The sequence below is a fragment of the Janthinobacterium sp. Ant5-2-1 genome, assembly GCF_001445815.1.
Classification (GTDB): Bacteria; Pseudomonadota; Gammaproteobacteria; order Burkholderiales; family Burkholderiaceae_D; genus Janthinobacterium; species Janthinobacterium lividum_E.
Window position 1 is genome coordinate 1 of sequence record NZ_LNCE01000065.1, and the last position, 23,952, is coordinate 23,952.

The 23,952-nt window shown below is 62.6% G+C and carries 22 protein-coding genes; 17 read left to right on the plus strand and 5 right to left on the minus strand.

The genetic code is table 11. The annotated features are described in order from the left end of the window. The 15 genes from ASN89_RS20440 to ASN89_RS20510 all read left to right on the plus strand — a co-directional run. Window positions 1-657 (plus strand): DNA gyrase C-terminal beta-propeller domain-containing protein (locus ASN89_RS20440; protein WP_321166406.1); only part of this gene is annotated, 657 nt, incomplete at its 5' end. 152 nt (window positions 658-809) lie between these two features. Beyond that, window positions 810-1,394, plus strand: coding sequence for a DUF2059 domain-containing protein (locus ASN89_RS20445; RefSeq protein ID WP_161911787.1), 585 nt, complete (start codon window positions 810-812; stop codon window positions 1,392-1,394). A 24-nt stretch (window positions 1,395-1,418) separates the two neighbouring features. Continuing rightward, window positions 1,419-2,525 carry a 3-phosphoserine/phosphohydroxythreonine transaminase gene (gene serC / locus ASN89_RS20450; RefSeq protein ID WP_235502027.1) on the plus strand — a complete coding sequence of 369 codons (1,107 nt, stop codon included), beginning with the start codon at window positions 1,419-1,421 and terminating at the stop codon, window positions 2,523-2,525. Window positions 2,526-2,607: 82 nt separating this feature from the next. Further along, the gene (gene pheA / locus ASN89_RS20455) at window positions 2,608-3,678 is read left to right on the plus strand and encodes a prephenate dehydratase (RefSeq protein ID WP_058050597.1); all 1,071 of its coding nucleotides are present in this window, start codon (window positions 2,608-2,610) and stop codon (window positions 3,676-3,678) included. A gap of 133 nt (window positions 3,679-3,811) precedes the next feature. Continuing rightward, window positions 3,812-4,918 carry a histidinol-phosphate transaminase gene (hisC, locus tag ASN89_RS20460; protein WP_058050565.1) on the plus strand — a complete coding sequence of 369 codons (1,107 nt, stop codon included), beginning with the start codon at window positions 3,812-3,814 and terminating at the stop codon, window positions 4,916-4,918. A gap of 4 nt (window positions 4,919-4,922) precedes the next feature. Further along, on the plus strand, window positions 4,923-5,831 hold the full coding sequence (locus ASN89_RS20465) for a prephenate dehydrogenase (RefSeq protein WP_200969095.1): 909 nt from the start codon (window positions 4,923-4,925) through the stop codon (window positions 5,829-5,831). Window positions 5,832-5,849: 18 nt separating this feature from the next. Further along, complete coding sequence (aroA, locus tag ASN89_RS20470) at window positions 5,850-7,205, plus strand: 3-phosphoshikimate 1-carboxyvinyltransferase (RefSeq protein WP_058050566.1); 1,356 nt, start codon at window positions 5,850-5,852, stop codon at window positions 7,203-7,205. A gap of 121 nt (window positions 7,206-7,326) precedes the next feature. Then, the gene (gene cmk, locus ASN89_RS20475; protein ID WP_046682679.1) at window positions 7,327-7,995 is read left to right on the plus strand and encodes a (d)CMP kinase; all 669 of its coding nucleotides are present in this window, start codon (window positions 7,327-7,329) and stop codon (window positions 7,993-7,995) included. 118 nt (window positions 7,996-8,113) lie between these two features. Further along, the gene (rpsA, locus tag ASN89_RS20480; RefSeq protein WP_071650172.1) at window positions 8,114-9,826 is read left to right on the plus strand and encodes a 30S ribosomal protein S1; all 1,713 of its coding nucleotides are present in this window, start codon (window positions 8,114-8,116) and stop codon (window positions 9,824-9,826) included. A gap of 17 nt (window positions 9,827-9,843) precedes the next feature. Continuing rightward, window positions 9,844-10,149 carry an integration host factor subunit beta gene (locus ASN89_RS20485; RefSeq protein ID WP_008446215.1) on the plus strand — a complete coding sequence of 102 codons (306 nt, stop codon included), beginning with the start codon at window positions 9,844-9,846 and terminating at the stop codon, window positions 10,147-10,149. Window positions 10,150-10,405: 256 nt separating this feature from the next. Further along, window positions 10,406-10,708, plus strand: a complete 303-nt coding sequence (locus tag ASN89_RS20490) for a lipopolysaccharide assembly LapA domain-containing protein (protein WP_034751796.1) — start codon at window positions 10,406-10,408, stop codon at window positions 10,706-10,708. Window positions 10,709-10,754: 46 nt separating this feature from the next. Beyond that, window positions 10,755-11,930 carry a lipopolysaccharide assembly protein LapB gene (lapB, locus tag ASN89_RS20495; protein ID WP_034751794.1) on the plus strand — a complete coding sequence of 392 codons (1,176 nt, stop codon included), beginning with the start codon at window positions 10,755-10,757 and terminating at the stop codon, window positions 11,928-11,930. 79 nt (window positions 11,931-12,009) lie between these two features. Next, a complete protein-coding gene (locus ASN89_RS20500) occupies window positions 12,010-13,377 on the plus strand; it encodes a UDP-glucose dehydrogenase family protein (protein WP_058050567.1) in 1,368 nt (455 codons plus the stop codon). Next, on the plus strand, window positions 13,374-14,327 hold the full coding sequence (gene rfaE1, locus ASN89_RS20505; RefSeq protein ID WP_058050568.1) for a D-glycero-beta-D-manno-heptose-7-phosphate kinase: 954 nt from the start codon (window positions 13,374-13,376) through the stop codon (window positions 14,325-14,327). The genes ASN89_RS20500 and rfaE1 overlap by 4 nt, the downstream gene beginning before the upstream one ends. 178 nt (window positions 14,328-14,505) lie before the next feature. Continuing rightward, window positions 14,506-15,210: a ComEA family DNA-binding protein gene (locus ASN89_RS20510; RefSeq protein ID WP_082654676.1), complete on the plus strand. Its 705-nt coding sequence runs from the start codon at window positions 14,506-14,508 to the stop codon at window positions 15,208-15,210. Window positions 15,211-15,296: 86 nt separating this feature from the next. On the opposite strand, the gene ASN89_RS20515 is transcribed toward ASN89_RS20510, so the two are convergent. From ASN89_RS20515 to ASN89_RS20525, 3 genes are all read right to left on the minus strand, one after another. Then, a complete protein-coding gene (locus ASN89_RS20515) occupies window positions 15,297-16,142 on the minus strand; it encodes a sterol desaturase family protein (RefSeq protein ID WP_058050569.1) in 846 nt (281 codons plus the stop codon). 34 nt (window positions 16,143-16,176) lie between these two features. Further along, entirely contained in the window at window positions 16,177-16,935 is a 759-nt protein-coding gene (locus ASN89_RS20520; protein WP_058050570.1) for a PEPxxWA-CTERM sorting domain-containing protein, read from the minus strand. Window positions 16,936-17,164: 229 nt separating this feature from the next. Next, complete coding sequence (locus ASN89_RS20525) at window positions 17,165-18,730, minus strand: phospholipase D family protein (RefSeq protein WP_058050571.1); 1,566 nt, start codon at window positions 18,728-18,730, stop codon at window positions 17,165-17,167. Between the two features lie 206 nt (window positions 18,731-18,936). On the opposite strand from ASN89_RS20525, the gene ASN89_RS20530 reads away from it, so the two are divergent. After that, entirely contained in the window at window positions 18,937-20,292 is a 1,356-nt protein-coding gene (locus ASN89_RS20530; protein ID WP_058050572.1) for a M20/M25/M40 family metallo-hydrolase, read from the plus strand. Here ASN89_RS20530 and ASN89_RS20535 read toward each other — a convergent pair. Beyond that, window positions 20,289-22,046 (minus strand): FAD-dependent oxidoreductase, encoded by a 1,758-nt coding sequence (locus ASN89_RS20535; RefSeq protein ID WP_046682671.1) that lies wholly within the window; start codon window positions 22,044-22,046, stop codon window positions 20,289-20,291. The two genes, ASN89_RS20530 and ASN89_RS20535, sit on opposite strands and share 4 nt — an antisense overlap. 252 nt (window positions 22,047-22,298) lie before the next feature. Between ASN89_RS20535 and cysM the strand changes: the two genes are divergently transcribed. Then, a complete protein-coding gene (gene cysM, locus ASN89_RS20540) occupies window positions 22,299-23,201 on the plus strand; it encodes a cysteine synthase CysM (RefSeq protein WP_034751785.1) in 903 nt (300 codons plus the stop codon). A gap of 105 nt (window positions 23,202-23,306) precedes the next feature. Here the strand turns inward: cysM and ASN89_RS20545 are convergent, their stop codons facing one another. Continuing rightward, on the minus strand, window positions 23,307-23,639 hold the full coding sequence (locus tag ASN89_RS20545; protein WP_034751784.1) for a hypothetical protein: 333 nt from the start codon (window positions 23,637-23,639) through the stop codon (window positions 23,307-23,309). Window positions 23,640-23,952: the final 313 nt, after the last annotated feature.

Sequence of the window (23,952 nt, forward strand, 5' to 3'; positions counted from 1 at the left end):
ACGCCGCTGAAGGACTTCAGCAATCCACGCAAGGCCGGCATCATCGCGGTCGACCTGGACGACGGCGACTTCCTGATCGGCGCGGCGCTGACCGACGGCCAGCACGACGTGATGCTGTTCTCCGATTCGGGCAAGGCAGTGCGCTTCGACGAAAACGATGTGCGTCCGATGGGCCGTACGGCGCGCGGCGTGCGCGGCATGAACCTGGAAGAAGGTCAGCACGTGATCGCCCTGCTGGTGGCCGAGAACGAGCAGCAGTCGGTGCTGACGGCAACGGAAAACGGCTACGGCAAGCGTACGCCGATCACCGAGTACACGCGCCATGGCCGTGGCACGAAAGGCATGATCGCCATCCAGACCAGTGAGCGCAACGGTAAAGTGGTTGCCGCGACCCTGGTCGATACCAGCGACGAAATCATGCTGATCACCACCGGTGGCGTATTGATCCGCACCCGCGTGTCGGAAATCCGCGAGATGGGCCGCGCGACACAGGGCGTGACCCTGATCGCCGTGGAAGACGGCACCAAGCTGTCCGGCCTGCAGCGCGTGGTGGAAACGGATATCGACGAAGTCGAGCTGACGACGGAGGCGGACGCCGCGCCTGCGCCGGCGGCGGCTGAACCAGCCGATCCGGCCGATCCGGCCCAGCCGGAGTAAGATGATTGGGGCTCTTTCGGGAGCCCCAATTGCTATTGGCGCGCCATGTGCGCCGCCAGCGGCGTTTCGTAGGTCGGCTTGGCCCGTCGGGCGTAAGCCGACATGCATCGCCGGCAATGTCTATTTACAAGTCACTCAACATTCCGCACGCCATGAGAAAAATCGTCGCCACCTTCTTCGCCGCGTTTTCGCTGGCCTTCCTCGCGACCCTGCCGGCCCTGGCCCAGAGCACGCAAGCCACGCCCGTTCGCCAGGCGGCGCCCAGCCCCGCCATGAAAGTGGCCGTGCGGCGCATGCTCGACGCGATGCAGTTCCCACAACTGACGCGCAGCATCTTCGACCAGATGCTGCAATCGGTGCCCGCCATGATCCGCCAGTCGGCGCAGCAGCAAATCAACAGCAACCCGAAACTGGACGAGCAGCGCAAGGCGCGCGCGCTGGCCAGCGCCGAGGAAGAAATCCCCCTGGCCATCGCCACCCTGACGCAGGTACTGGCCGACCCGACCCTGATCGACGAACTGGGTGACGAAATGGTCCCCCTGTACGCGCGTTTTTACACGGTGCCGGAAGTCGAGCAGCTGACGGCCTTCTACAAGACGCCGCTGGGCCGCAAGATGCTGGCCACCATGCCGCAACTGTCGGCCGAATCGATGGCCATCAGCCAGCGCGTGCTGATCCCCCGCGTGAATGCCGTGCTTGACCAGGTCATGCGGGCGGCCACGCAGTCGCCCCAATAATTTCATTTTACTAAGGACCGTATCGTGACCCATCGAGCCGTAAGCCCTATCTACAACTTCTCCGCCGGCCCCGCCGTCTTGCCCAAGGAAGTGCTGGCGCAAGCGGCCGCCGAGATGCAGGACTGGCATGGCAGTGGCATGTCGGTGATGGAAATGAGCCACCGTGGTCCCGAATTCATTTCCATCTACAAGCAGGCCGTGGCCGACCTGCGCGAACTGCTGGCCGTGCCCGATAATTACAAGATACTGTTCCTGCAGGGCGGTGGCCTGGGCGAAAACGCCATCATCCCGATGAACCTGGCGGGCCTGGCCGCGCAGCAGCCGGCCACCGTCGACTTCGTGCACACGGGTTCGTGGTCGGGCAAGTCGATCCAGGAAGCGGCCAAGTACGCGAACGTGAACGTGGCCGCGTCGTCCAAGGCTGCCCATTTCACGGGCGTGCCGCCCGTCTCCGAATGGAAGCTGACGCCAGGCGCCGCCTACCTGCACATCTGCACCAATGAAACCATCGATGGCGTGGAATTCCAGCAGGCGCCAAGCGTGCCGGCAGGCACCACCATCGTGGCCGACATGTCCTCGCACATTTTGTCGCGCGTGATCGACGTGTCGCAATATGGCGTCATCTTCGGCGGCGCGCAGAAAAATATCGGCCCGGCCGGCCTGACCCTCGTCATCGTGCGCGAAGACTTGCTGGGCAAGGCGCTGCCGATCTGCCCGTCCGCTTTCGACTGGACCATCGTGGCCGAACATGAGTCGATGTACAACACGCCGCCCACCTACGGCATCTATATCGCCGGCCTGGTTTTCCAGTGGCTCAAACGCCAGGGTGGCGTTGCGGCCATGGAACAGCGTAATATTGAGAAAGCGGCGCTGCTGTACGCAGCGCTCGATGTGGACGACTTCTACCAGAACCGGGTCGAGCCCGCATACCGCTCGCGCATGACCATCCCGTTCTATCTGCGCGATGAAAGTCTGAACGACGCATTCCTGGCCGGCGCCAAGCAGCGCGGCCTGCTGCAACTGAAGGGCCACAAGTCCGTCGGCGGCATGCGTGCATCGATCTACAACGCGATGCCGATCGAAGGCGTGCAAGCCCTGGTCAATTATTTGAACGAGTTTGCCGGACGCTGAGTCGCCTAGACGACCGCGCCGGCCCGCCGCCGGCGCAGGCCGTGCGGCCATGATTGAAGTACAGCTGACGAAACAAACCACCATGACCGATAAATTGAAACCGCTGCGCGAACAGATCGATGCGATCGACGCGCAAATCCTCGAGCTGCTGAACCGCCGCGCGCAAATCGCCCAGCAGGTGGGCCACGTGAAGGCCGAAACGCAGGCGCCCGTGTTCCGTCCCGAGCGCGAAGCGCAGGTGCTGCGCGGCGTGGCCGAGCGCAATCCCGGTCCCATGGGCGACCGCGAAGTGCAGACCATCTTCCGCGAAATCATGTCGTCGTGCCGGTCGCTGGAAAAGAGGGTTACCGTGGCGTATCTGGGCCCTGCTGGCACCTTCAGCGAACAGGCCGTGTATCAGCAGTTCGGCAGCGCCGTCGAAGGCTTGCCGTGCGCGTCCATCGATGAAGTATTCCGTTCCGCCGAAGCGGGGACGGCGGACTTCGGCGTCGTGCCGATCGAAAATTCCTCGGAAGGCGCCGTCAACCGCACGCTGGACATGATGCTGCAGACCAGCCTCATCATCAGCGGCGAGGTGGCGATTGCCGTGCACCACAGCCTGATGACGAAAAGCGGCAACATGGATGGCGTTACGTCCATCTGCGCCCATTCGCAGGCGCTGGCCCAGTGCCAAGTGTGGCTGAACCAGAATTATCCGCACGTGGCGCGCCACGCCGTCGCTTCGAACGCGGAAGCGGCCCGCATGGCCGGCGAAGATGGCACGGTGGCCGCGATTGCCAGCGAACTGGCCGGCGCGCAGTACAAGCTGGGCGTGGTCAAGGGCCATATCCAGGACGACCCGCACAACCGCACGCGCTTTGCCGTCGTGGGCACCTTGCAGACGGCGCCGTCGGGCAAGGACCAGACCTCGCTGGTGCTGGCCGTGCCGAACAAGGCGGGCGCCGTGTACCAGTTGCTCGCGCCCCTGGCCAAGCACGGCGTGTCGATGACGCGCTTCGAGTCGCGCCCGGCGCGCATGGGCAGCTGGGAGTATTATTTCTATGTCGACGTGGAGGGCCACGTGCATGACGTCGCCGTCGCCCAGGCGCTGGCCGAGCTGCAGAGCAATGCGGCGTTTTTCAAGGTGCTGGGGTCGTATCCGGTCAGTCTGTGACGCCGGTGGTGGTGTCGGATTACGCTCCGCTAATCCGACCTACCCGACATACGGTAAGCTGTAGCTTGGGTTAGCGCAGCGTAACCCAACAACAGCCACCAGCCTAATCATTCACCAACTTTTAAAGAACACCATGTCTAAAAATATCGGTCCAGAATACGTCCGCGCCATCGCCCCTTACCAGAGCGGCAAACCGATCGCGGAAGTTGCGCGCGAATTCAGTCTCGACGAGGCAGCCATCGTCAAGCTGGCGTCGAATGAAAATCCGTACGGCATGCCGGAATCGGCGAAGCAGGCGATGATCGCCGCCATCGATGACCTGGGCCGCTATCCGGACGCCAATGGCTTCGACCTGAAAGCCGTGCTGTCGAAGCGTTATGACGTGCCGGCCGACTGGATCACCCTGGGCAATGGCAGCAACGACATCCTGGAAATCGCCGCGCACGCGTTCGTGCAGCATGGCCAATCCGTCGTCTACTCGCAGTATTCCTTCGCCGTGTACGCGCTGGCCACGCAAGGCCTGGGCGCACGCCACATCGTCGTGCCGGCGCAAGCCTACGGCCATGACCTGGACGCCATGGCGGCGGCGATTGCCGACGATACGCGTCTGGTCTTCATCGCCAATCCGAATAACCCGACGGGCACCTTCCTGACGGCCGCGCAGCTGGAAGCCTTCCTCAAGAAAGTGCCGACGCACGTCGTCGTCGTGCTGGATGAAGCCTACAACGAATTCCTGTCGGCCGAAGACCAGTACGAGTCGACGGCGTGGGTACGCCAGTACCCGAACCTGGTGGTGTCGCGCACCCTGTCGAAGGCCTACGGCCTGGCCGGCCTGCGCATCGGCTTTGCCATCGCCCAGCCGGCGCTGACGGACCTGATGAACCGCATCCGCCAGCCGTTCAACGTCAACTCGCTGGCGCAGGCGGCTGCGATTGCCGCCCTGAACGACAAGGCCTTCCTCGAGCAAAGCGCGCGCAACAACGCGGCCGGCTACCAGCAGTTCACGGAAGCGTTTGCGCAACTGGGCCTGGAATACGTGCCATCGCACGGCAATTTCGTGCTGGTGAAAGTGGGCGACGACGATGAAGCAGGCGCGCGCGTGAACCTGGCGCTGCTGAAACAGGGCGTGATCGTGCGTCCCGTGGGCAGCTACGGCTTGCCGCAATGGCTGCGTATTTCCATCGGCCTGCCGCAGGAAAACGCCATCTTCATCGCCGCGCTGACGAAAGCGCTGGCCTGACGATATGACGACGCCTGCACTGAACAAGGTAGTGATCTTTGGCGTGGGCCTGATCGGGGGCTCGTTCGCGCGCGCCCTGAAACACGCGGGCGCGGTTCAAGCCGTGGTCGGCATGGGCCGTTCGCCGGCGTCGATGGCGCGCGCCTTGGAGCTGGGCATCATCGACGCCATCGGCGGCGACATGGCGCAAGCCTTGCATGGCGCCGACCTGGTGCTGCTGGCCGCGCCCGTGGCGCAGACGGGCGCCATCCTGGCGTCCATCGCGCCGCACCTGCAGCCGGGCACCATCGTCACCGATGCGGGCAGCACGAAAAGCGACGTGGTTGCGGCCGCGCGCGCGGCGCTTGGTGGCAAGGTGACGCAATTCGTGCCCGGCCATCCGATCGCGGGGCGCGAGACGAATGGTCCCGACGCCGCCATCATCGATCTGTATCAAGGCAAGAAAGTGGTGCTCACGCCGCTGGCGGAAAACGCCGCGGCTGATGTGGAACGGGTGGCGGACGCATGGCGCGCCTGCGGCGCCATCCTGCACACCTTGAGCCCCGAAGAACATGACAAGGTGTTTGCCGCCGTCAGCCATCTGCCGCATCTGCTGGCCTTTGCGCTGGTCGACGACATCGCCAACAAACCGCACGCGGGCCTGCTGTTCCAATACGCGGCCAGCGGCTTTCGCGACTTTACGCGCATCGCCGGCTCATCGCCGGAAATGTGGCGCGACATCAGCCTGGCCAACCAGCCGGCGCTGCTGCACGAACTGGACGCCTACCTGGCGCAGTTGACGACCTTGCGCGCCCACCTGGCCGCGAACGACGGCGCCGCCATCGAGGGCGTGTACGCGAACGCCCAGCACGCGCGGCAGCAATGGATCGAGGCGATTGAAACGGCGGAAGTGCCGGCCGCGCCCACACGATAAATACTCAAGGATTCCAGCATGACCCAGACCAAGCACTACCCCCACCATATCGATCTGAAGCCGGTGATGCACGCCGAAGGCACGGTGCGCCTGCCCGGCTCGAAAAGCATTTCCAACCGCGTGCTGCTGCTGGCCGCGCTGGCCAAGGGCACGACGAAGATCATCGACTTGCTCGCCTCCGACGACACTTTCGTCATGCTGACGGCCTTGACGTCGCTGGGCGTCAAATGGGCGCAGGATGAATTGACGGGCGACCCGGCCACTGCCCACCAGGTGCACCATGTGGAAGGCTGCGGCGGCGTGTTTCCGCACCACGAGGCGGACCTGTTCATGGGCAACGCCGGCACGGCGATCCGTCCGCTGACGGCGGCTCTGGCCGTGATCGGCGGCGACTACACCCTGCATGGCGTGTCGCGCATGCACGAGCGCCCGATCGGCGACCTGGTCGACGCGCTGAACGCCGTCGGCACGCAGATCGAATACACGGGCGAGCAGGGCTTCCCGCCGCTGCGCATCCGCCGCGGCCACATCCACGCGCAGCGCATCGCCGTGCGCGGCAATGTGTCGAGCCAGTTTTTGACGGCCCTCCTGATGGTGGCGCCGCTGATGGCGCGCGACCATGCGGTGACCATCGATGTCACGGGCGAACTGATTTCGAAGCCGTATATCGAGATCACTCTGAACCTGATGCGCCGCTTTGGCGTGACGGTCGAGCATGACGGCTGGCAGTCGTTCACCGTGCAGCCGGGCCAGCAATATCAAAGCCCGGGCACGATTCACGTGGAAGGCGATGCGTCGTCGGCTTCGTACTTCCTGGCGGCCGGCGCCATCGGCGGCGGTCCCGTGCGCGTGGAAGGCGTGGGACGCGACAGCATCCAGGGCGACGTGCGTTTCGTCGAAGCCTTGCAGCAGATGGGCGCGACCATCACCATGGGCGAGAACTGGATTGAGGCCCGTTCGAACGGTGTATTGAAAGCCGTCGACATGGATTTCAACCACATTCCCGACGCGGCCATGACGATCGCCGTCGCCGCCCTGTACGCGGACGGCACTTCGACCTTGCGCAATATCGCCAGCTGGCGGGTGAAGGAAACGGACCGCCTGGCCGCCATGGCGACGGAGTTGCGCAAGCTCGGTGCGCAAGTGGAAGAGGGCGCCGACTACCTGCGCGTGACGCCGCCGGCCGAAATTGCCGCCGCCACCATCGACACGTATGACGACCACCGCATGGCCATGTGCTTCTCGCTGGCCTCGCTGGACGGCGCCGCGCGCCGCGGCAACGAGATGCGCATCAACGACCCGAAATGCGTGGCCAAGACCTTCCCCGAGTATTTCGCCGCGTTTGCGGGGATTGCCAAAGATAGTCTTATTTGACCGAAGGCAAATTTGGGGTCAGACCCGTAGGGGGAATGCCTTCCAATGGAAGGCATTCCGATCCGCCAGGACTGACCCCAGCTCTTGTTTTTGGGTTTAGTTTTTTTAAAGTGACAAAATAATGCCGACCTCCCACATCCCAGTCATCGCCATCGACGGCCCCACCGCTTCCGGCAAGGGCACGGTGGCGCACCGCGTGGCCGACAAGCTGGGCTTTCATTACCTGGACTCGGGCGCGCTGTACCGCCTGACGGCCTTGAGCGCGCTGCGCCGCGGCACGGACTTGCGCGATGAGCACGCGCTGGCCAAGCTGGCCGAACACTTGCCTTGCCACTTTGCCAATGGCGAAATCCTGCTGGCGCAGGAAAACGTCACCGAGCAGATCCGTGCCGAAGAAGTGGGCAATACGGCGTCGAAAATTGCCGTGTTGCCAACGGTGCGCCAGGCGCTGGTCAGCTTGCAGCTGGGCTTTCGCAAGACGCCGGGCCTGGTGGCCGACGGGCGCGACATGGGCACGGTGATCTTCCCGCACGCCCAATTGAAGGTGTTCCTGACGGCCAGCGTCGAGGCGCGCGCGCAACGGCGCTACAAGCAATTGATAGACAAGGGTTTTTCTGCTAATATGGAAGACCTTCTGATGGATTTGCAGGCGCGGGACGAACGTGATACTCACCGTGCGATTGCGCCGCTGGTCCCTGCGGAAGGGGCGCATGTCCTCGATACGTCGGAAATGACGGCAGATGTTGCCGTCGAAACCGTGTTGAAATGGTATGCCGCTGCAGCAAAATAGCGTGTTGTTGTGCTATGTGGTGCCCGTTGACGGCTCCTGGCCTGTCCGGGTGTGTCAAAAACCTAACCCAGTTTAAGTCGCATCGTGCGATCTCTGCTGGATAACCTGTGTGAACCCTATGTCTACTGTTACAACTAACGAATCTACCGGTATGGAAAGTTTTGCTGCGCTCTTCGAGGAATCGTTGTCGCGTCAAGATATGCGCTCCGGCGAAGTTATTTCCGCTGAAGTCGTGCGCCTCGACCACAATTTCGTGATCGTGAACGCTGGCCTCAAATCCGAAGCATTCATCCCTGTCGAAGAATTCAAGAACGACCACGGCGAACTGGAAGTCAAAGTTGGTGACTTCGTTTCCGTGGCGATCGAATCGCTGGAAAACGGTTTCGGCGATACCATCCTGTCGCGCGATAAAGCCAAGCGTCTGGCTTCGTGGCTGGCTCTGGAAAAAGCGATGGAATCGGGCGAAATCGTCGTCGGTACCGTCAATGGTAAAGTCAAAGGCGGTCTGACCGTGTTGACCAACGGCATCCGCGCATTCCTGCCGGGCTCGCTGGTTGATACCCGTCCTGTCAAAGACACGACCCCATTCGAAGGCAAAACCCTCGAATTCAAAGTGATCAAGCTGGATCGCAAGCGTAACAACGTGGTTCTGTCCCGCCGCGCCGTCATCGAAGCTTCGATGGGCGAAGAGCGTCAGAAGCTGATGGAAACGCTGAAAGAAGGCACGGTCGTGACCGGCGTCGTCAAAAATATCACCGACTACGGCGCGTTCGTGGATCTGGGCGGTATCGATGGCCTGCTGCACATCACCGACCTGGCATGGCGCCGTGTACGTCACCCGTCGGAAGTGTTGACGGTTGGCCAGGAAATCACCGCCAAAGTCCTGAAATACGATCAAGAGAAAAACCGTGTTTCGCTGGGCGTGAAACAACTGGGCGACGATCCTTGGACCGGCCTGTCCCGTCGTTACCCACAAAGCACCCGTCTGTTCGGTAAAGTAACGAACCTGACCGACTACGGCGCGTTCGTTGAAGTGGAACAGGGTATCGAAGGTCTGGTACACGTTTCCGAAATGGACTGGACGAACAAAAACGTTGCTCCTAACAAAGTTGTCCAACTGGGCGACGAAGTAGAAGTCATGGTTCTGGAAATCGACGAAGAGCGTCGTCGTATCTCGCTGGGTATGAAACAGTGCAAAGCCAACCCTTGGGATGACTTTGGCGTTACCCACAAGAAGGGCGATAAAGTCCGCGGCGCGATCAAATCGATCACCGACTTCGGCGTGTTCATCGGCCTGGCCGGCAACATCGACGGTCTGGTGCACCTGTCCGACCTGTCCTGGACCGAAACCGGCGAAGAAGCCGTGCGTCGCTTCAAGAAAGGTGACGAACTGGAAGCCATCGTTCTGGCCATCGACGTTGAGCGCGAGCGCGTTTCCCTGGGCGTCAAGCAACTGGAAGGTGACCCATTCAACAACTTCGCAGCCATGAACGACAAAGGCTCGCTGGTAACCGGTACCGTTAAATCGGTTGAGCCTAAAGGCGCCGTGATCCAACTGTCCGAAGAAGTTGAAGGCTACCTGCGCGCTTCCGAAATCTCGCGCGACCGCGTTGAAGATGCTGGTACGCACCTGAAAGTCGGCGACACCGTTGAAGCAATGGTGCTGAACATCGACCGCAAAGCCCGTGGTATCCAACTGTCGATCAAAGCGAAAGACAACGTTGAAACCCAGGAAGCAATGCAGAAGATGGCAGCTACCGACAACAACGCAGCTTCGGGCACCACCAGCCTGGGCGCCTTGTTGAAAGCTAAGTTCGATAACAAGAACTAAGACTGCGGATACGGCAGATGACAAAGTCCGAGCTGATCAACCGCCTCGCTGAGCGTTATTCTCAGCTGGTGGCGAAAGATGCGGAGTATGCCGTCAAGACCATTCTCGATGCGATGACCAACGCCCTGGCGACCGGTCAGCGTATCGAGATCCGCGGTTTTGGCAGTTTTGCCCTGAACAGCAGGCCCCCGCGCATCGGCCGCAACCCGAAATCCGGCGACAAGGTGATGGTTCCCGAAAAACGGGTACCGCACTTCAAACCGGGCAAACAGTTGCGCGAGCGCGTGGACGCGATGGTCGGGCAACCGATTATCGAGGATTAATCGTCTGCTGGAAGGCGGAAAATAAAGAGCGGCGTCCTTGGATGCCGCTTTTTTTTGTTAATATGCTGTAGAGCACTGCTTAAACCTACTGCGCGGCGCGCTTTGCGGCCGGCGATGCTCACCGTACTTCAGTACGGTTGCGCTTCTCGGCCACAAATCACTGCCGCTCGCTACGGTTTGATCAGCACTCTACGTTTGCGCCATTTGCCATTTGCCATGTCGCACTGGTATTTTTTTGTTCACTCTGGACCTATCGATGAAAATCATCTCCACCATCGTTGGCTGTGTTCTTTTCGTCCTGTTCTTCAGTTTTGCGCTGAAGAATGCGCAGGTTGTCGACCTGCATGTTTTCCTCAATTATGAAATTCGCGGCCCCCTGGTCCTGATGCTGCTGGGCTTTTTTGTCGCTGGCGCGAGCCTGGGCGTACTGGCCCTGACGCCGACCGTGTTCCGTCACCGCCGCGAAGCGACCAAGCAAAAAACCACCATTGCCGCGCTGCAGACCGTTGGCGTGGCCAGCAATGTCCAGCCGCAACCGGACAGCGTGAGCGCGCAGTAAGCGCCGCCGTCGCTCCTATCTCTCTTACTCGAATAAAAACAATCGCATGGATTTTGAACTCTGGTGGCTCTTGGGTATCCCGATGTTTTTCGCGCTGGGCTGGATTGCCGCGCGTGTGGACATTCATCAACTGGTGTCCGAATCGCGCAGCCTGCCGCGCAATTATTTCAAGGGCTTGAATTTCCTGCTCAACGAGCAGCATGACAAGGCCATCGACGCCTTCATCGAAGTCGTCAAGCTGGACCCGGAATCGGCCGATATGCACTTTGCGCTGGGCAATTTGTTCCGCCGCCGCGGCGAAACGGAGCGCGCCATCCGCGTGCACCAGAACTTGCTGGCGCGCCCGGACCTGCCGCTGGAGCAGCAGGGCCACGCCGCCTATGAGCTGGGCATGGATTACCTGAAGGCGGGCTTGCTGGACCGCGCTGAAGAAACCTTCAACAGCCTGATCGACACGCAATATGCGGCCCAGGCGCGCCGCGCGCTGCTGGAAATCTACCAGCGCGAAAAGGAATGGCCACGCGCCATCGAAGCGGCAGTGGGCTTGCAGGAGTCGGGCGCCGGCGCGCGCCAGAAGGAAATCGCCCAGTTCTATTGCGAGCTGGCGCATGACGCGCTCGTGCACATGAAGCCGGACGACGCCATGCCGCTGCTGGAAAAAGCCCTGCAGACGGACCGCAAGAGCGTGCGCGCCACCATCCTGACGGGCGACGTGCTGCTGGCGCGTGGCGACGTGGAAGGCGCGCTGACCACCTGGCGTCGCGTGGAGCAGCAAAGCGTGCCGCACGTGGCCCTGGTGGCGCAGCGCCTGATGGATGGCTACACCAAGCTGGGCCGTCCACAGGAAGGCGTCAATCTGCTGCGCTCCTACCTGGAAGAGGCGTCGTCGATCGACCTGATCGAAGTCGTCTTCAAGGCCGTCATCGAACTGGACGGCGTGGAAGCGGCGAAGCAGCTGGTCAGCGCCGAGCTGCGCCGCACGCCGACCCTGCTGGGCCTCGATAAACTGCTGGAAGCGCGCATGATGGATGCGCCGGCCGCCATCTGGTCGGAGCTGTCGATGGTGAAAAACCTCGTGCACGGCTACACGCAGAAGCTGGCCCGCTACCAGTGCAGCCACTGCGGCTTCAAGGCGCGCCAGTTCTACTGGCACTGCCCTGGCTGCAACAAGTGGGAGACTTACCCACCACGCCGCACAGAAGAACTCAATGTCATGAACTGATTCGTACACGTCACCTTGTCCTGAGCAATGTGGCGTGTACTTCTATGTAAGACCTGCTTTTTATCCATACGGTACATCCATGAAAATCACTATTATCGGCACCGGCTATGTTGGCCTCGTGACCGGCGCCTGCCTGGCGGAACTGGGCAACGACGTCTTTTGCCTCGACCTGGACGCACAGAAGGTTGCCTTGCTCAACAGCGGCGGCATCCCCATCCATGAGCCGGGTCTGGAAGAAGTCGTGGCGCGCAACCGCGCCGCCGGACGCATGACCTTTTCCACCGACATTGAAGCGGCCGCCGCGCACGGCGTGATGCAATTCATCGCCGTCGGCACGCCGCCCGATGAAGACGGCTCGGCCGACTTGCAATACGTGCTGGCCGCCGCGCGCGGCATCGGCAAGTACATGACGGACTTCAAGGTCATCGTCGACAAGTCCACCGTGCCCGTCGGTACGGCCGAAAAAGTGCGCGCCGCCATCCAGGGCGAACTGGACGCGCGTGGCGTGGCCGCCACGTTCTCGGTCGCGTCGAACCCGGAATTCCTCAAGGAAGGCGCGGCCGTCGAAGACTTCATGCGCCCCGACCGCATCGTCATCGGCGTCGACGCCACGCCGGACGGCGAGCGCGCGCGCGAACTGCTGAAAAGCCTGTACGCGCCATTTAACCGCAACCATGAACGCACTTACTGGATGGACGTGCGCTCGGCCGAATTCACGAAGTATGCGGCGAACGCCATGCTGGCCACGCGCATCTCGTTCATGAATGAACTGGCGAACCTGGCCGACAAGGTCGGCGTTGACATCGAAGCCGTGCGCCACGGCATCGGTTCCGACCCGCGCATCGGCTACAGCTTCCTGTACGCCGGTTGCGGCTATGGCGGTTCATGCTTCCCGAAAGACGTGCAGGCGCTCGAGCGCACGGCGCGCGGCCACGGCCAGCAATTGCTGATCCTGCGCGCCGTCGAAGCCGTCAACGACCAGCAGAAGCAGGTGCTGGGACGCAAAGTGGTCACTCGCTTCGGCGAGGATCTGACGGGCCGGCATTTCGCCGTGTGGGGCCTGGCCTTCAAGCCGAATACGGACGACATGCGCGAAGCGTCGGCCCGCGTGCTGCTGGCCGATTTGCTGGTGCGCGGCGCCACCGTGGCCGTGTACGACCCCGTGGCCATGACCGAAGCGCGCCGCGTGCTGCAACTGGACTTGACGCCGGAGCAATTGGCCAAGGTGCGCTTTGCCGACAGTTCGAAAGATGCGCTGCAGGACGCCGACGCACTGGTCATCGTGACCGAATGGAAAGCCTTCCGCAGCCCTGACTTCGAGCAGGTCAAGGCGCGCCTGAAGCAGGCCGTGATCTTTGACGGGCGCAACCTGTTCGAGCCGGCCGTCATGGCCGAGAATGGCATCGAATACCACGGGATCGGTCGCTCGATCCTGACGCGCGCATGAGCGCCCAAGAGGTGGTCGCCTTGACGGCGCCGGCCGCATTGGCACAGGTACGCTTGCTGGTGGTGGGCGATGTGATGCTGGACCGCTACTGGTTCGGCGACGTCAGCCGTATTTCGCCGGAAGCGCCCGTGCCCATCGTGCGCATCGAGAAGCGCGAGGAGCGCCTGGGCGGCGCGGCCAACGTGGCGCGCAACGCAGCCGCGCTGGGCGCGAAGACGAGCTTGCTGGGCGTGGTCGGCGACGACGAGGCCGGCAGCCAGGTCGAACGCCTGCTCGAGGGTGGCGGCATCCACAGCTATCTGCAACGCGATGCGGCCATTTCCACCATCATCAAGCTGCGCGTGATCGGCCGCCAGCAGCAGATGCTGCGCATCGATTTCGAGGATGCGCCCAGCGATACGGTGCTGCGCGACAAGCTCAAGCAGTTCAATGCCCTGTTGCCGCACTACGATGTGGTGGTCCTGTCGGATTACGCCAAGGGCAGCTTGGTGAACGTGGCCGAGATGATCAAGGCGGCCCGTGCCGCCGGCAAGATTGTCATGGTCGACCCGAAAGGCGATGATTTCAGCCGCTATACGGGCGCGTCAGTGCTCACTCCGAACAAATCGGAACTGCGCCGCGTGATCGGCAACTGGAACACGGAAGAGCAACTCACGGAACGCGCGCAGCAGATGCGCGCGCAGCTGGGCCTGGATGCCTTGCTGCTGACGCGTTCCGAAGAAGGCATGAGCTTGTACACGGCCGATGAAGTGCTGCACATGCCCACCGATGCGCGCGAAGTGTTCGACGTCTCGGGCGCCGGCGACACGGTGATCGCCACCATGGCGGCCATGCTGGGCGCCGGCATGGGCCTGGGCGAGGCCGTACGGACGGCCAACCGGGCTGGCGGCATCGTCGTCGGCAAGCTGGGCACGGCCACCGTCACCCGCGACGAGCTGTTCCCGCAGTAACTATGCCGCTGTATTCCGCATCTCACCTGCGCCAGAACGTTTGATCTGGCGCAGGTCTTCCCGTCCTTCCGCTGTCCAGTCTTGTCAACCGTATCACGCCACAGCCGTTAAAGCCGTTAAGGCGCTGCTCTTCCCTTGCGTTCGAGTCATCTTGAAACCACATCACGGAGAGATACCCATGTTCAAAAAAATACTGCTGGCCATCGCCACCTTGATCGCGACGATGGGCTTTGCCTTTGCCCAGGTCGACGTCAACAAGGCGGACCAGGCGGCACTCGACAGCGTCAAGGGCATCGGCCCCGTCACGTCGAAAGCCATCATCGATGAACGTGCCAAGGGCGGCGCCTTCAAGGATTGGGCCGATTTCGAAACCCGCGTGAAAGGCATCGGTCCGAAAAGTTCCGTGAAGCTGTCGGAAGCGGGCTTGCAAGTGAATGGCCAGGCCAAGTCCGGCGCGCCGGCGGCGCCCGCTCCGGCGCCGAAAGCCGCTCCGGCAAAAAAGGAAGCTGCTGTGAAGGAAGTTGCAGCGAAAGAAGCCGCACCGAAGCCAGCTGCTGTGACCGACACCGCTGCGGCGCCAGCCAAGACAGCCGCTGAAACGAAGAAAGAAGCTGCTGCTGCCAAGAAAGAAGCCAAGGCCGCCGCTGCCGCCGCCAAGAAAGAAGCAGCCGCCGCCAAGGTCGTGCCTGCCGCCGCTACCGCGCCAGCCGCCGCCGATGCCGCCCCCGTGAAAACGGCTGCCGAAACGAAGAAGGAAGCCGCTGCCGCGAAGAAGGCGGCTACTGCAGCGAAAAAAGAAGCCAAGGCTGCGGAAGCGGCTGCGAAGAAGGAAGCCAAGCTGGCTGCGGCCGATGCGAAGAAGGCCGAAGCCGAGAAAAAGTAAACGTGTTGCTGTAAGGCGTGCTGCATGGTGGTGCCGCGCAGCACGAGAAGAAAACCCCGCGCGGTACCGGCCGCGCGGGGTTTTTTTTATTCTGCAGCCGGGACTTCCCGCTTGCCAGTGCGCCGGAATGGCGCCGCCAGTTGGCCCGTCAGCGTCTTCGGCATGGGCGCCTCGATGCCGCAGGCGGCGGGCCAGGCGCGCGGCAGGTGATAGGTGCCGAACAGCCGGTCCAGCACGGGTAATGTGGAGGCGTAGTTGCGGTTGATGTGCTCGAACTTGCTGTGGTGCCAGTGGTGGAAGGCGGGCGTGGCCACCAGCCATTCCAGCGGGCCGAAGCGCCAGCGCAGGTTGGCGTGGATGAAGAAGCCCCAGACGGTACCGATCAGCAACAGCAGCACGGGTGCGGCGCTGCCTGCCGCACCGGGTCCTGCCAGGCCCAGCAGATACAAAGGTGTCAGGCCGAACAGGCGCGTGACGACCATGTCGACCGGATGGGTGCGGGTATTGGCGAGGAAATACAGCTGTTCCGTGCTGTGGTGTACGACGTGGTAGCGCCACAGCCATGGAATTTCATGGCTGAGCCGATGTCCCCAGTAAGTGCCGACTTCGCCGATCAGTAAGCCCAGCAGCAGCTTGCCCCACAGGGGCAGGGCAGACAGGGTGGCGGGGATGGCGTCCGGCAGCAAGCGCTGGCCAGCGATGGCGACCAGGGCCAGCGGCACGGCCAGCAAGGCGGCCGGCAGCAGGCTGCTGATGAAATAAAAGCCCAGGTCGCTGAACAGCTCCGTGCGTGAGCGCCCCGCATGGCGTTCGCCAAAGAAGCGCTCGAGCGGCACGAAGAGCACAGCCAGCAACACCAGCCACAGGCTCAGGCGCAGCACGTCGATGACGATGCCGGGCAACTGGGTTTGCAAAGTGTGCAGCAGGCTCATTTTATTCCATCAAGCAGTAAGCAGTGCTGCTGTCTCAGGCCGCAACGGCAGCCTTGCGACGGCGCGCCATAAAGCCCAGCAAGCCCAGGCCGCCGATCAGCATGCCCCAGGTCGACGGTTCCGGCACGGCCGACACCAGCGACACGCCATCGAGCAGCATGAACGGTGGCGCGCCCGTCGGGCTGCCCTTGGCCATGAACGACAGCAATTCGCTGCTGTTCGCGGCCGTGAAGGTCATGCTGGCCTGGTGCCAACCCGTGAAGCCCTGGCTGACGTTGGCGAGCGAGGCCGTTTGCTGCTTGCTGTTGCCCAGCGCAACGTCCCAGTAATTGACCAGGTTGTCGCCGCGGAAACCCACTTGCTGGCCTGCGCCATACGAAAAGCTCAGGGTGTACGCCTGGCCTGCGACGAGGCCGCTGACCAGTTGCGTGACGGGACCCGGGAAATAATCCCAGTCGGCCGCCAGCACATTGCCGCCCGTGGGACTGACGCCCAGGCCGTTTTTCGGGCCGCGGCCGCTGTAGGAATTCGGACCCCACAAGGCCAGCGCCGTCTTGGCGTTGGTGTCGTCGATGTTGTTGCCGTTCAAGACGAAGTTGTAACCCTTGCTGGACCAGTCGGTCAGGTAGGTGCGGTCGTCGCGGGCGTAGTTGCCTTCGTTCAGCTGTTTCGAAGTGCCGTTGCTGGTCAGTTCGAAATCGCCATTCTTGACCAGGTTGGTCGTGGCGGCCTGGGCGGCAGTGACGCACAGGGAAGCGGCGGCCAGCGCCAGCAATGCAGATGGTTTACGCATGATAAAGCTCCAAAAGTGACAGGATAGTGTTGCAGTCTGTCGGCGAGCTTTTGGCCAACGTTCGATTCAATCGCGGAAGGGGCGAGAAGGTACTTCAGAGACAGCGGTGGTGTCTTGTTGACGCGATTATAGCAGCGTTTGGCAAAACGGCATCTAACATGTCTCGAAAACAACAAATATTTTTAAATGGCAATCTTGCCAGGATTAAAGTTTTTATATGTCATGCACGCTACAGCTGCGACTCGATCAGCAGCCGGCGCATCACGGACACCAGCATGCGGCGCCAGAAGCCCGTTTCCGGGTCTTGCGTCCACACCTTGGCGGGTACTTCGGTCGCATCGGACCAGCGCAGGGCGCCGTTATCGAGGAACAAGCGGTAGCTGGTGTCGCTCGCCGTCGAGTGCAGGAACAGCGTGCGCATGTCGGCCGCCAGTGCGGTGTCGTCGAACAGCACGCCCATTTCCGTGTTTAGCTGGGCCGAGCGCGGGTCGAGGTTGAAGGAGCCGACGAAGCCCCGCTGGCCATCGACCACCACGGCCTTGGTATGTAGGCTGGCGCGGCTCGAGCCCATCAGGCTGATGCGCTTGCGGTGCTGGGTCTTCAATTCAAACAGGTCGACGCCGCCGCCCAGCAGCATCTGGCGGTAGCGCGCATAGCCCGCATGGACGAGGGCCACGTCGGTGGCGGCCAGCGAGTTGGTCAGTACCTGGACCTTGACGCCGGCGGCGACCTTGTCGGCCAGGGTGTGTGTCAGCTCCGTGCCGGGCACGAAATAGGGTGAGGTCAGCAGCGCTTCCTCGCGCGCGTCCGTCAGCAGGGGCAGCAAGCTGTGCATGAGCCAGTGCTCGCTGCGCTGCAAACTGGCGATGGGCGCGGCTTTTTCCGGCGGATCCGACAATACTTGCACTTGGGTACTCCAGTGCAGGCGCACGCGGCCATCGAGGTGGGCCTGCAGCTGGCCCGCATCGGTCAGCTGGCGCAGGTAGGGAGAAGCGTCCAGTTCGCCCGTGAGCGCGTCGAGGCGGGCGCGTACCGCCTGCAGTTCAGCCGCGCCCGCGTCCTTGCCCTCGTGCAAGGCGCCGATGGGGATGACGGCGCGGCTGTTCCAGAAACGGTCGAAGATATCGCTCGTCTGCTGTACGGCGGGCCCCACCAGCAGCAAGTCGGCATCCTGGAAATTGACTTGTTCGGCGGCATCGAAGTATTCATCGCCGATATTGCGCCCGCCGACGAGGGCGACCCGGCCGTCGACGATCCATGCCTTGTTGTGCATGCGCCGGTTCAGGCTGACGGCGCGCAAGGCCATTTCCACGGCGCGCATCCAGATGCCGTCGCGGTTGCGGCCCGGATTGAAGATGCGCACGTCGATCAGCGGGTGGCTATCGAGCGCGAGGATGGCGGCGTCCTGGCCGCGTGCGTTGATATCGTCGAGCAGCACGCGCACGCGCACGCCGCGGTCGGCCGCGCGCAGCAGTTCGCGCACCAGCAGGCGTCCCGTCACGTCGTTATGCCAGATGTAGTATTGCAGGTCGAGGCTGCGGCCCGCTTCGCGCGCGCTCAGGGCGCGCAGGGCGAACGCTTCCAGATTGTCATCGATCAGGGCCGTGCCGCTGTGGCCGGGACGTTGCGCCAGCTGCGGCGCCAGCACGCGGTCGAGCAGGGTGGCGTCCAGCGCCACGGGCAAGGCCGCGCCCGGCGCCCCCAGCGAGCGTTCGGCGAAGCGTCCGTAACTGTACAGGGCGGCAATGCTGAGCACGGCAAACAAGGTGGCCAGCAACAGCAATTTGACGAGCATGCGGCGCACCGTCAGCGGACCGCGCGCAGGTTGAGGCTGCGGCGTGCGGGATGAAGGGCGGTCAGGCGCATGCGGTGTCTTTCGTAAGCGGGGCAGTGGCCGATTGTAGCAGTTTCTATAATGCACGATTTTCATCCGGGAACATCCTTGCCCGTCGTCAAAAATGCGAGAATGGCCAGCTCAATCACTCATCGGGGGATGCAGGCATGGTACGGATTTTGACGGCAATGACGGCAGCCATGCTGTCGGCGGGTGTGGTGGCGGCGCCCGGCGCCGAACCGGCGCAGCAGCAGATACGGCAGGTGCTGGCTGATATTTCGCCGCAGCGCATCGAGGCGCATGTGCGCAAGCTGGTGGGCTTCCAGACGCGGCATACGATGTCCGATACCGTGTCCGACACGCGCGGCATCGGCGCGGCCCGGCGCTGGATCAAGGCCGAGCTGGAGCGCTGCGGCGCGCAGGCGGGCGGGCGTCTGCAAGTGGCGTTCGACAGCCATGTCGCGCCCGTATCGAAGCGCATTGCGCGGCCGACGGACATCGTCAACGTGGTGGCGACCTTGTCGGGCAGCCAGCCGCAGTCGGCCGGGCGCATCTATGTCGTCAGCGGCCATTACGATTCGCGCGCCACCGACGTGATGGATGCGCAGGGCGACGCGCCCGGCGCCAACGACGATGCGTCCGGCACGGCGGCCGTGATCGAAATGGCTTGCGCGATGGCGCGCTATCAGTTCGACGCCACCATCGTCTTCATGGCCGTGGCGGCCGAGGAGCAGGGTTTGCTGGGTTCCGGTCACTGGGCGCAGCAGGCTAAGTTGAACAAGCTCAACATCGCCGGCATGCTCAACAACGACATCATCGGCAGTTCGCGCGCGGAAGACGGCACGGTCGATGGCGGCCAGGTGCGCCTGTTTGCCGAAGGCATCCCGGCCGTGAAGGAAATGAGCGACGGCGTGCGCGCCCTGGTGGCGACGGGCGGCGAAAACGATTCCATCTCGCGCCAGCTGGCGCGTCATGTGAAACAGGTGGGCGAGCGCTATGTGCCCGGCTTTACGGTCAACGTTATCCAGCGCGCCGACCGCTACCTGCGCGGCGGCGACCACATGCCCTTCCTCGCGCAAGGGTACGCGGCGCTGCGTTTCACGGAACCGCACGAGGATTTTGCCCATCAGCACCAGGATGTGCGCGTGGAGAATGGCGTGCAGTATGGCGACCTGCCGCAATTCGTCGATTATGAGTATGTGGCGAAAGTGGCGCGCGTGAATGCGGCGGCGCTCGCATCGCTGGCCCTGGCGCCGGCCGCGCCCGCCGGCGTGCAGGTGCGCACGGCCCAGCTGGAAAACGCCACGTCACTGGTGTGGCAGCCGAATACGGAACCGGACCTGGCCGGCTACCGCATCGTCTGGCGCGCCACGACGGCCGACCAGTGGCAGGGCGCGCAAGACGTGGGCAATGTCACCGAGGCCAGGGTCAAGCTGTCGAAAGACAACTATTTCTTTGGCGTCCAGGCCATCGACCGTGACGGCAATGTCAGCGTGGCCACGTATCCCATGCCCTTGCGTTAGGCGCTGTTGACGGGCAGGCGCGCAAGAAAGCCGTGGATCTGGGAAACGACGGCTGCGCCTTCTCCGACGGCGGCGGCCACGCGCTTGGTGGAGCCGGCCCGCACGTCGCCGATGGCGAACACGCCCGGCACGCTCGTTTCCAGCGCGGCCCGGTCGGGCAAGTCGGGTGGATACACTCCATGGCCATGGGCGCGGCATTCGGCGCGCGTGACGTCGAAACCCGTGCGGATAAAGCCCTGTTCGTCGACGGCCACGGCGCAGTCGTGCAGCCAGTCCGTGTTCGGATCGGCGCCAACAAACAGGAAGACGCGGCGCACGGCGCAATCGGCTTCCTCGCCCGTGCGGTTGTTACGCCAGCGCACTTCCGTCAAGCCATCGTCGTCGCCTTCGAGGGCGATGATTTCCGTGTGCGTGTGCAAGGTGATGTTGGGCGTGGCGGCGATGCGTTCGATCAGGTAGCTCGACATGCTGGCCGCCAGTCCCTCGCCGCGGATCACCATGTGGACTTTGGCGGCGTGGCCGGATAGAAACACGGCCGCCTGGCCGGCCGAATTGCCGCCGCCAACGAGGATGATCTCTTCCTGCCGGCACAGCTTGGCTTCGATGGGCGAGGCCCAGTAATACACGCCCCGTCCCTCATACGTTTTCAGGTTGGCCAGCGACGGGCGGCGGTAGCGCGCGCCGCATGACAGTACCACCGTGCGGGCGCGCACCTGCGTGCCGTCGCACAGATTGACGCGCAGGGGCCACGTATCGCACAGCAGGTTGGCGGCGCTGGCCGGGGTGGCGATCTCGACGCCGAACTTTTGCGCCTGCACGTAGGCGCGCCCCGCCAGGGCCCGGCCGGAAATTCCAGTAGGAAAGCCCAGGTAATTTTCGATGCGCGCACTGGCGCCCGCCTGGCCGCCGTACGCGCGTTGCTCCAGCGCCAGGACCGATAAACCTTCGGAGGCCGCATACACGGCCGTGGCCAGGCCGGCAGGACCCGCGCCCACCACCAGCACGTCGAAGATCTTGTCGCCGGACAAATCGGGCAGCATGCCCAGGCAGCGTCCCAGTTCCGCATTGCCGGGATTCTTCATGATCTTGCCGTCAGGGCAGACGACCAGCGGCCATTCCTGCGGCGTGGGCTGGTAGCGCTCGGCCAGCGCGGCGGCGGCCGCATCGGTGGCGGGATCGAGCACCGTGTGGGGGTGGCCATTGCTCGACAGAAAACTTTGCAGGTGGAAAAGATTGCCATTGCCGCGCGGCCCCACCAGCACGGGGCCGCCGGAATTCGATTCGATCAGTGCCACGCGGCGCAGGATCAGGGCGCGCACGATGCGTTCGCCCATCTCCGCCTCGGCCACGATCAGCGCGCGCAAGGATTCCGAGCTGATGTCGAGCAACTCCACGGCGCCCACGGCGCTGCCGTTGACGAGGGTGGGGCGGCCCGACAATTGCGCCACCTCGGCAATGAAGTGGCCGACGCCCACTTCGCGCAGTACGGACGCCTGTCCCATGACCTCGTGGCGCTTGATGCTGACCCGTCCGGACAGTATCACCAGCATGCCGAAGCTGCTGCTGCCCGCCTCGAACAGCGTCTCGCCATCGGCAAAGTGATGGCGCGTGCCATAGCGCTGCAAGCGCTGCAGTTCGAGCGCATTGAAGACGGGCGAGATCTGGTGGCTGCGGCCGTGCAAGTCGAGCGTGGCGAACTGGACGGGATCGTCCTGCGTCGTTTCGGGAATGAATTCAGGTGTGCTGCTGGCCATGGCGAGTCCGTTCGGAGGCTGAATAAGCAAATAACAAAAATAACTAACAGTGACGAGTCTAGCGCATGCGGCGCGCGCTTGCCGCAATACCCCTTGTGCACGCCCGGAAATGGCGGCGCGGCAGGCGCCATGCGGCATGGGGAGGCGCAGCCGGACGCGCCCGCAAGCCCGGATGCCGCCGCCGATCGGCGATACGCCGTCCAGCATCTCATATTAGAATGGGTCTTTGTTGAATCTACTCAAACAGACACGATGGCTTACAAGACACTTGAAGATACGATAGGCAATACCCCGCTGGTGCAGCTGACGCGCTTGCCGGGTGCCGATGCGCTTGCGCGCAACAACGTCATCCTGGGCAAGCTGGAGGGCAATAATCCGGCCGGCTCCGTGAAGGACCGCGCGGCCATGTCGATGCTCAAGCGCGCTGAAGAGCGCGGCGTCATCAAGCCGGGCGATACCCTGATCGAGGCGACCAGCGGCAATACGGGCATCGCGCTGGCCATGGCCGCCGCCTTGCGCGGCTACAAGATGCTGCTGCTGATGCCCGACAACCTCAGCGTGGAGCGCCGCCAGAGCATGGCCGCCTACGGCGCCGACATTTTATTGACGCCGAAGACGGGCGGCATGGAGTATGCGCGCGACCTGGCCGAACAGATGCAGAAGGATGGCCGCGGCGTGATCCTCGACCAGTTCGCCAACGAAGACAATTCGCGTGCTCACTATGAAAGCACGGGACCGGAAATCTGGCGCGACACGGAAGGGCGCGTCACGCACTTCGTCAGCGCCATGGGCACGACGGGCACCATCATGGGCGTGTCGCGCTATTTGAAAGAGCAGAATCCCGCGATCCAGATCATCGGCGCCCAGCCCGAGGAAGGTTCGCAGATTCCCGGCATCCGCAAGTGGCCGGAAGCGTATTTGCCGAAAATCTACGACAAGTCGCGCGTGGACCAGGTGGAATACGTGAGCCAGGGCGTGGCCGAACGCATGGCGCGCAGCCTGGCGGCGGAAGAGGGCTTGTTCTGCGGCATCTCGGCTGCCGGCGCCTGCGAAATCGCGCTGCGCATCTCGCAAACGGTGGAAAACGCGACGATCGTATTCGTCGTGTGCGACCGCGGCGACCGCTATCTCTCGACCGGCGTGTTTCCTGCTTGATAGTTTAATTTGAAATGGAAATTCGTGTCGGCCAGAACGGCCTGAGAACTGCTGGAAATACCCCCTCCCCATGGCGGGGAGGGAAAACCTGCGGAACTGGCAGGATCAGCCTTGTGGCGTTTCGCCTTCTTTTGGCTTGAATTGCTTGTCGCTGATGCGGAATTTGTTACGACGGTCACCCATCAGGTAACGCAGGTCGCGGATGCTCAGGTCGCTGACTTCGTGCATGCGGATCAGCAGCGATGCGCCGACCGGCAGGCGGTGGTGGCGGATTTTACTGATGACTGGTGGCGCCACTTCCAGCGCGCGGGACAAGGCTGCGTCGTTTTTCAGGCGCAGGTTTTCGATCAGGGTATCGAGCAGTCTGTTTGGGTTGTACTGAAGCAGATCGTCGGAGTCCGAATCGCTGTTCATATCAATGCCGACTTGGTTTGTCATGATGTTATTGTTCCTTCTGTAGTTGCACTGCAAAGTAAAAAACACTCGGAGCTCGCTCTTGCTGCGTTCATGTTCATTCTTTACTAAAAGGAACGAATTCACACACGGTACGATCCGGGATACAGTTTTTCATGATATATACACAATTGTACAACAGGATTCAATTTCAAGCTGGAAAGCCCGATAATCTTGCTTGGTACAGAATCGGTGTTGTCTAGCTGCAACACCTATTTATTCTTTATTATGCTCTATGATAGAACAAAAATTGTACTTTGACAAAAGTTAAGTATAAAACCATTACTGCATTCCGTGC